11 protein-coding genes are annotated in these 7557 nt (G+C 33.3%); all 11 read right to left on the reverse strand.

Features of this window, described 5'->3' with window-relative positions; genetic code table 11:
• Nucleotides 1-129 precede the first annotated feature (129 nt).
• On the reverse strand, nt 130-1194 hold the full coding sequence (locus tag KFT32_RS14520; RefSeq protein ID WP_211747938.1) for a hypothetical protein: 1065 nt from the start codon (nt 1192-1194) through the stop codon (nt 130-132).
• Between the two features lie 31 nt (nt 1195-1225).
• Nucleotides 1226-2722: a DnaB-like helicase C-terminal domain-containing protein gene (locus KFT32_RS14525; RefSeq protein ID WP_211747939.1), complete on the reverse strand. Its 1497-nt coding sequence runs from the start codon at nt 2720-2722 to the stop codon at nt 1226-1228.
• Nucleotides 2723-2732: 10 nt separating this feature from the next.
• Nucleotides 2733-3251, reverse strand: coding sequence for a hypothetical protein (locus KFT32_RS14530; protein WP_211747940.1), 519 nt, complete (start codon nt 3249-3251; stop codon nt 2733-2735).
• A gap of 67 nt (nt 3252-3318) precedes the next feature.
• Nucleotides 3319-4155 carry an ATP-dependent DNA ligase gene (locus KFT32_RS14535; protein ID WP_211747941.1) on the reverse strand — a complete coding sequence of 279 codons (837 nt, stop codon included), beginning with the start codon at nt 4153-4155 and terminating at the stop codon, nt 3319-3321.
• Between the two features lie 566 nt (nt 4156-4721).
• The gene (locus tag KFT32_RS14540; protein WP_211747942.1) at nt 4722-4961 is read right to left on the reverse strand and encodes a helix-turn-helix domain-containing protein; all 240 of its coding nucleotides are present in this window, start codon (nt 4959-4961) and stop codon (nt 4722-4724) included.
• A 44-nt stretch (nt 4962-5005) separates the two neighbouring features.
• Nucleotides 5006-5206: a hypothetical protein gene (locus KFT32_RS14545; protein ID WP_211747943.1), complete on the reverse strand. Its 201-nt coding sequence runs from the start codon at nt 5204-5206 to the stop codon at nt 5006-5008.
• Between the two features lie 37 nt (nt 5207-5243).
• Nucleotides 5244-5579: a hypothetical protein gene (locus tag KFT32_RS14550; protein WP_211747944.1), complete on the reverse strand. Its 336-nt coding sequence runs from the start codon at nt 5577-5579 to the stop codon at nt 5244-5246.
• 31 nt (nt 5580-5610) lie between these two features.
• The gene (locus tag KFT32_RS14555) at nt 5611-5781 is read right to left on the reverse strand and encodes a hypothetical protein (RefSeq protein WP_211747945.1); all 171 of its coding nucleotides are present in this window, start codon (nt 5779-5781) and stop codon (nt 5611-5613) included.
• Nucleotides 5782-5813: 32 nt separating this feature from the next.
• Nucleotides 5814-6161, reverse strand: a complete 348-nt coding sequence (locus KFT32_RS14560) for a hypothetical protein (protein WP_211747946.1) — start codon at nt 6159-6161, stop codon at nt 5814-5816.
• 39 nt (nt 6162-6200) lie between these two features.
• Nucleotides 6201-6716: a DUF1643 domain-containing protein gene (locus KFT32_RS14565; protein ID WP_211747947.1), complete on the reverse strand. Its 516-nt coding sequence runs from the start codon at nt 6714-6716 to the stop codon at nt 6201-6203.
• 385 nt (nt 6717-7101) lie between these two features.
• The coding region (locus KFT32_RS14570) for a hypothetical protein (RefSeq protein WP_211747948.1) at nt 7102-7557 on the reverse strand (456 nt) is incomplete at its 5' end.

Genomic DNA, 7557 nt, shown 5'->3' on the forward strand with positions numbered 1-7557 from the left:
ATCCCTTTCGTATCTCATAAAGTAAATTATATTTATTTTTAATAATTATGTCAACCATTATTTTCCTTTAAATGAAATGTATTATATGTGTCTTCACGCATCTTCAATCTATGTATACATTATTCGACATCAAGCAGTATATGTGTGTTTATCATGTATTAATAAATCTTTAAACATATCAATCCCATTATCAACTGGAGATTGTTTATCAAGAAATCTATCCTTGTTGTCATATAGGTAGAGCACTCTTCTGCTTTTAAATTGTCTGAGCTGATTCTTAATAAAATCCTCATCCTTACCTTTGTCCCACATGAAAATTAGATCGATATCTAACCCTAGTTCTTTAAGTAGTTTAACTTGTACTGGCGAGATTTTATCACCCTCTATTGATACAGCATTCTTTATTCCCCAAGACCAAAGCTGCATAACAGATTTTGCGCCTTCAACCACATAGACTTTCTTTTTCTCCATTATGTATTTAATTGCTCTATGATAATTAAATAGTTCTATAGTTTTACTACAAGGATAAATGTAGCTATACTTCTTATGATCCAACAAATCTTTTTCTTGCCCTACATATCTACCTTTTATCCCAATTAACTCACCTTTATTGTTATGTATGGGTATAGACACTCGGCTTGTTGGAATATGAAATCCTATGCCAAATTCAATTTGAGTTTCAATATTAATGCCTTCCTTATACCAGCCATACCATGGGTAAGTTAACAACTCTTCTAATACTGATGAGTCGAGCAAAGGGTTCTGTGTTACTTCGTAAACTTTTGCTCTTTGTTTTTGAATGTCTCGAAGCCACCAATTCCAATCATTCTTAGGCTCATCATTGAAATCATTAGAAGTGTGTTCGTAACCTAAAGCATTACATATGTATGTTTTAATCTGATACAACTTTGTTCTAACTTCATCAAAATTCTTGCAATCATATAATAAATAACCTACCAAAGCGTAGATATCTCCAGATATTCCCCTTCCTACGAGTTCAGTGTGTAGGTTGGGACTCATATATATCTGCACACCTCTTGCATTATTCGAACTAGGTAATCTAGCTGTAACCAAGTCATCACCAGATCTACCATTATGTATTTTGATATTGTCGCAGCCTAATTCTTCTAATAATTGGCCAATCGTTCCTTCATTATAAATGCGTTCTTTTAGCTGTTTGAGGCTGTCTGACACACAACCTCCTCCTCAAATTTATTAAAATCTCTTAGTAATTGTGATCATCGTAAACCGTAGTAAATCCAACCTCATACCATGTATTGATGCCAAAGTAAGGTTTGAGCACTAATACTTTTTGTCCTGTTTTATTGTCGGCTCCCCTACGATTCTTCGAGGTGAATATTAGGTAATACTGGTGCCCTTTATCTTTCTTTAAGGGCCTGTCTACAAACTCTCCTCTAAAATCATCCCACTGATTAACAAGTAGTTCGTGCTTACCACCTTCATATTCGTCATCCCACATAAATCTACCTAAAAATAAAACAGATGCTTCGTTCTTGATTTTCTTTGCATCTCCAAGTGCATATTCATTAAGGAACCTCATCTTTAAAGCAGTATCTGCCAGCTGTACGTTTACCCATACTGCTAGGTTTAAACCACCACCATTGGGACGTGCAAGTTTATAGATCTCTTTCATGTCCTCGACAAACCGTTCCCAACGAGCCATGCTTGTGTCACCCTCAGAAGGTTTGCCTGTATCAATTATTAATCTCCTGATTCCTCTTGCAGAGTAATGTTTAATCAATTTTTTAACATCGTCCATAATGTAGTTTTCCATAAAAACGAATGTAATTAACTTATCATCACCTTCGCATAAATCTTTGACCCATTTGACAGCCTTACTCAATTTTTGCTTCTCTTCTTTAGTAAAGTTACCTTCGTTTAGCTTTTGCCTGTCTACATATTCTTTTGTGCCAACACCCATTGCCGTAACTATCAAAGCTTTCTTGAACTCCGATATTGACTGTTCGTTCGCAATTACTAGTAGTTTCTCCTTATTTTGAATACAAGACATAAGGACTTTGTTGACGGTTAAACTCGTCTTGCCTGAGCCCCCGAAACCACCATACATATAAACATGTCCATAATCCCATCCTGTCGTAATTTTAGACATTCTCTTGCTCTCAAAGAAAGGTAGTCCGACTGTCGGGTTTTCATTCCAATCTATAATTTCTTCTTCTAGTCCCTCTAGTAGAAAATGTTCATCATATTTATTATCCCCGTCTATCCCCAATTGAAGAATTTTATCATTCCAATATGTATGTAATTGTTCTTTACTCATTTTCTTATAGTCGTATTTTCCTTCAGTTGTTACTACTCTTTCTCCAAAAAAATCAACCAACTTATTGATTAGATTGTACTTTTTAATTTCAGAATAATATGCATCTAGGTTATCGTTCTTATCTCTTACTTCATATGACAGCTCATTCATCGTCTCAAATCCACCATACTTTTCATAAGACGATTGAGTATTTGTTTCTTGAACCATTTGAGCTACTGAGATATCATCAAATATTCGAATTCCCTTTTCGTTCAACTTTCTACCAAGTGTAAAATAGTAACCATAAACACTATTCATGAATGAGTTAAAGTTTATTTTTTCCTCAGAAAAGAAGTTATAGTTGTCTGGATTTTTCCAAAACAGTCCTGTTAGATAGCCTTCAGCGGCGACGATCTCCTTACTTAGCTTCTCTTTGATTGACAATAGATCACTCCTACAAAAAATTCGAGATATCGTTATTATTCTTGTTTTTCGCTTTGTATACTACTTCTGTTTCTATGTATAAATTATTTTGATTCCCTAGATCCTGTCTAATTTCTTCTTGTTGTCTCAATCTATTCTTACGTCTCGCGAATGCCTCATTTAAAGAATTCATCATAATACTTATACAATAATTAATAGCTCTCACATCATTACTTCCTTTGAGCGTATTAGCTATACACCACCTAATGCTACTGTCTGCTAATTTATAGGCATCTAACATAAGTTCGTAGTCTGGCCCAGTTCTATACTTTCTTACCCTCTTACCATCCTTTATTTCGAATCCAGCACGTAATTCTTTTAATCTCATAATATTGCCCTTTGGTAACAGCAACAAATCGTGTAATCCCACTATGTATTGATACAACTTATTCCATTGCTCATTTTCTATTTTCGTCTCTTCTTGCTTTATCTTGTATTGTTCATAACACTTATCATGATAATATCGCTTACTCTTTTCTTCTAGCTTCATTCCTTCTCTATCTCCCGATGTCTCACATACAGGACACTTCACTGGTCTTGCCAGTGAAATCACCTCCTCACACTTTAAAATATTCAAACACAGGCAATCTAAGCATTCCACTCTTATAGTAGCCTCTATATTTAACAACAACTTTGATTACAGGCTTTATATAAACTGTCTTATTGTTCTCACCTGTTTTAAGCTGTTGGAATATCTTATATCCTGCTTTGCGTTCTTTCTCTCCTACTCCTAACTCCATCACACCAAGTATCTTCTCTCCATCGGATAATAACCATCCGAATTCATCTTTCTTATATCCCGCTATATAAAACTCGTCCATATCATAAGCTATTACTTTCTTCCAATTGCTTGATCGTTTATCTATTTCATATCTAGAATCTGCTTTCTTCATTACAATACCTTCTAGCTGCTGATTCTTAACTAAACTAAAATATTCCTCAGCTTTACCCACTAAAAATTGAGACTTAACAATATTGTCTGTATTTGAAAAGGAAGTTTCCAAAGCCTCCTTACGAACAATCAATGGTAAATCTTTCAATTCATTATTTTTATATCTAATGATATCAAATACACAAAATGTAGCCTTATGTTTACTCTTACGAGATTTAAATCTTTCCATCATTGCTTCGAAATCTGGTTTTCCATCTTTCCCAGTAACAATAAGTTCTCCATCAAGTATGGTACCATCAGGTACATTTTCCTTTATATCATCAACTAACTCAGGAAAGTTAGCTGTTATCTCATTGTTGTGCCTAGTATAAAGTCTAACTCTGTTCTCATTCTTGCTTGCTATTAATCTTATACCATCCAATTTCAGCTCGGTTATGTAATCCTTGCTGTTAAACGGCTTGTTATCTGCAGCATACTCCAGTAGCATCGGAGATATAAACATATTCATCACCCATCTTAAATTATATCAGATGAGCATATACTAGCTTACTGGTAATGGTTGTTATATGCTGTTCTAATCATTCTCCACATCGCCACCTCCATTTTTTAGTAAAGTTGGACTTTCATCAAATCATTATGTATTAATATCATTATATTGTCATTATATTATTTAGTCAATTATTTTTATATCTTAAATTATAATGAAATCAACCTTTCATCACATTTTCAGGCTTTCGTAATTATACATAGACATCTACAATTAATTTCAGTATCATTTCCAATATATCTAAGATGTGGGGTGTAAAATGCAGGATATTGCTTTAGTTTATGGATTATATCTTATGCCTATTTTTTTATTTATCTCTATTTACCTTTTACTGAACGAGAAAAGATCAACAGCAAACAAAATGTTTATCTCCTTTAGTTTAACAATGGCAGCCTGGTCTTTATTGGTAGTTATACTTATCGGAAAATAAGAGGGCATTAGCCCTTTTTTTGTTGAATGAAAGTAAACTCTACTGACTTTTTCTTTATATTTCCCTATTTCTATATCAAAGGAAAATTTGATCAAGACTCTTGATTTATCTCATCAGACTTAAATAACGATTCACTCTTTAGATTAAACAATTTAATAAGCTTGTTTATGCTTTTTGCACTCGGTAGCTTTTGTCCACTCTCCCATTGACTCACTGTAGTCTTTCCGAGCGATAGCATTTCCCCCAATTCTACCTGAGATAAATTCTTCGTTCTTCTTAGAGCTTTTATATTCGCTGCAACCACAACTTTAATATCAACTTCAATGGACATGTATTCACTCCTCTTTTAAAAGAAATGTACGTTTCTTTCATTAGTTAAGAGAACAATCTTTTAATAATCTTTTCTTTCATATCGTCCTGACCTATTCTTTTTCCTTCATTGAATGCTTCATTTAAAGATTTGGCAATTATATCTGCTAAATCACGCGTTTCAATATTAACAATGACTTCACTTGTGAGCATCATGACATTCCATTGTCCATTTATGCCTTTTTCAACTGTATATAGGAATTCCATTTATATCTCTCCTAAGCTTTATAAAATATTTGTTTTATCATTCGACTTCAAAGCTAATTAAATTAGTTGGAACCAATTTGAATAAGCCAGTTGTCGATTCACATAATGAAAAACCATCGTCATAATTGTAGACAATTTCAACTCTAAGATATCTTTCAAAACCCTCATATTCTTCCTTTAAAAATCCATTCTTTCCTATATAACTTTCCTCATCTAAATACTTGCCTACCTTTAAATACTGTTCGCGATAGTCAATAAATACATCTAGCAGTTCATCTGCTTTATCTGTTCCAAGTGCTTCTTCAAGTTTAAAATACAGATTATTTTCGAGATCACGATAATCCATATGCACTTTTAAAGTTTCCTCATTCATCTATTTTATCTCCTCTGCTGTAAAAGTCATTTTATTTAGACTTCTTTATATTCTCAGTTATATTACCTAAGTTACCTCTCACACGCTCAAGATCAACATGGACTTCAAACGCTTCGTTCGGGTCAAGTTGTTCCATTTTGAGTGATTTAATACCTTTATTATCTAGTAGCCATGCTTCTTTAATTGCGAATCTTTTAGTCAAATTTAACACTCCCTTCTCTTAAAACTCACATTTTATATGAAGTTGCTTACATCGAAATCAATATCGAAAATACTGTTATCAATTGGCTTCGGCTTACTCTTTTCCCATGCTTCATTTAAGGCTTCATTTAGCACATTTATTCCAACAGCTTCAACATAAGATTTAAACTCAACTTTTTCTCTATCTTCTGTGCTTAGGCAACGATAAGAATAGTTATCCGTCATTCTATTATCACCTATGTATTGCATTTTCCGCTTCCCTTTTGGAATGATTCCAACACCTTTAATTTTGAACTGACTATTTCGTTCTTCATACTCAACTCTAATCTCTGCTTTTGTTCCGTTAGTTAATACTTTATTAATAGTGATATGATGAAACATTTTATTGGATTCCCCTTTCTTTTTGAAAGATTCGTTTCATTAAATATATCTAAATTGGTATGATCTAAGATTCCAGTCAGTTGCCAGAAGCAAAGGATGTCGAGGACTTTTACCTTGTGTGTCTTCAAAACATTTAAGCTTGGAAGCGAAAGGCAGTAACAAAGCTTCCACCTCTCTCTTACGTTTCACATGCTCCTTCTGATCTGAACCCCAAGCAATAATAAAAGTGTCTCTTTGGTTGGCAGCTTCAATAATGTGATTATTATTATGTATTTCATAAGACTGGCTCTTGTTTTTGAGTTCGGCAGTTTTAGTTGCCATATAAGCGTACATATTAACAATATCAATACCACCGAAATCATTATCAATTAAATAATTAGTTAGATTCATTATGGTGTTATCTGTTTTGAGTGAATTTGCTTTACTTGGGTTCAACATCATTACTGCAACAATTTCTTTTTCTTTATCCCATGTTCTCGTTAACCTATACCTATATAGGTTGTTATCAGCCATTACCGCTACTGATTCTATATTCTTTTTATCAGTATAATACATTATTGGCACCTTCCTTAATGATTAGCAAAAGGCTAATTTTATTTTATCTCGTGACGAATCCCCAGAATATTCAACCCATTTTGAAGGTATTCTTTTAAAGGTCTTTTAGTTAACATACTATAGATTCTTGTAGAAGCAGCTTCATAATTTGTCTCTAAGCCACTCACATAATCCTCTAGAATTCGCTCTGGTCTATATCTCTCCATCTCTTCTTCGTAAGCATAATAATTATTGAATTCAGAAATATCTGGTTTTTTCTCTTGCTGTCCTATGTACGTAATAGATTGTCTACTTGTAAATTAGCTAATTCATCGATTATATAAACAAGTTCTTTTGCTCTCTCAATCCTCGTCATTCTTATTCAACTCCTCTTAAAAGACTCATTTCAATTAATTTCAATTAAATAGCTTTCCGATGCCAATCCCGAAGAAACAATCAGCTTATTACTTCCCTCAGTTAACGCTTCATTCAACTGAACTACAAACTGCTTTTCTATATAGTATCTTTTGTAAAAGTCTGCATTCTTATTTTCAGCCTTTCCGTTATAAATCACCTTATCATTCAGTACAACCACTAACGGTTCTGGGCTATTCACGAATTTTCCGTATATGTACAAGTTTGTTTCTCTGTTTGAGTTATCGATATCAATTGACACTTCATTAGTTTCATCTAGATTCACTTCCTCTTCATAGTAATTTGTTTGACCCAACATCACACCTATACCCACTCCATAAAAAAATGTGTTTAGATCTCCAAATCTTTTCTCATACTGGTATCTTATATTATTCGGAACCTGAAACACTATTAAAACTACAATCATTATTACTGCTGAGATTACAAG

Source organism: Paenibacillus sp. Marseille-Q4541 (assembly GCF_018310695.1).
Classification (GTDB): Bacteria; Bacillota; Bacilli; order Paenibacillales; family Paenibacillaceae; genus Paenibacillus.

Excerpts from the sequence above, each read along its gene's own strand:
- KFT32_RS14545 (WP_211747943.1), bottom strand. The coding sequence starts at position 5,206 with ATGGAATTCCTATATACAGTTGAAAAAGGCATAAATGGACAATGGAAT.
- KFT32_RS14540 (WP_211747942.1), bottom strand. The coding sequence starts at position 4,961 with ATGTCCATTGAAGTTGATATTAAAGTTGTGGTTGCAGCGAATATAAAA.
- KFT32_RS14535 (WP_211747941.1), bottom strand. The coding sequence starts at position 4,155 with ATGTTTATATCTCCGATGCTACTGGAGTATGCTGCAGATAACAAGCCG.
- KFT32_RS14565 (WP_211747947.1), bottom strand. The coding sequence starts at position 6,716 with ATGTATTATACTGATAAAAAGAATATAGAATCAGTAGCGGTAATGGCT.
- KFT32_RS14550 (WP_211747944.1), bottom strand. The coding sequence starts at position 5,579 with ATGAATGAGGAAACTTTAAAAGTGCATATGGATTATCGTGATCTCGAA.
- KFT32_RS14560 (WP_211747946.1), bottom strand. The coding sequence starts at position 6,161 with ATGTTTCATCATATCACTATTAATAAAGTATTAACTAACGGAACAAAA.
- KFT32_RS14530 (WP_211747940.1), bottom strand. The coding sequence starts at position 3,251 with ATGAAGCTAGAAGAAAAGAGTAAGCGATATTATCATGATAAGTGTTAT.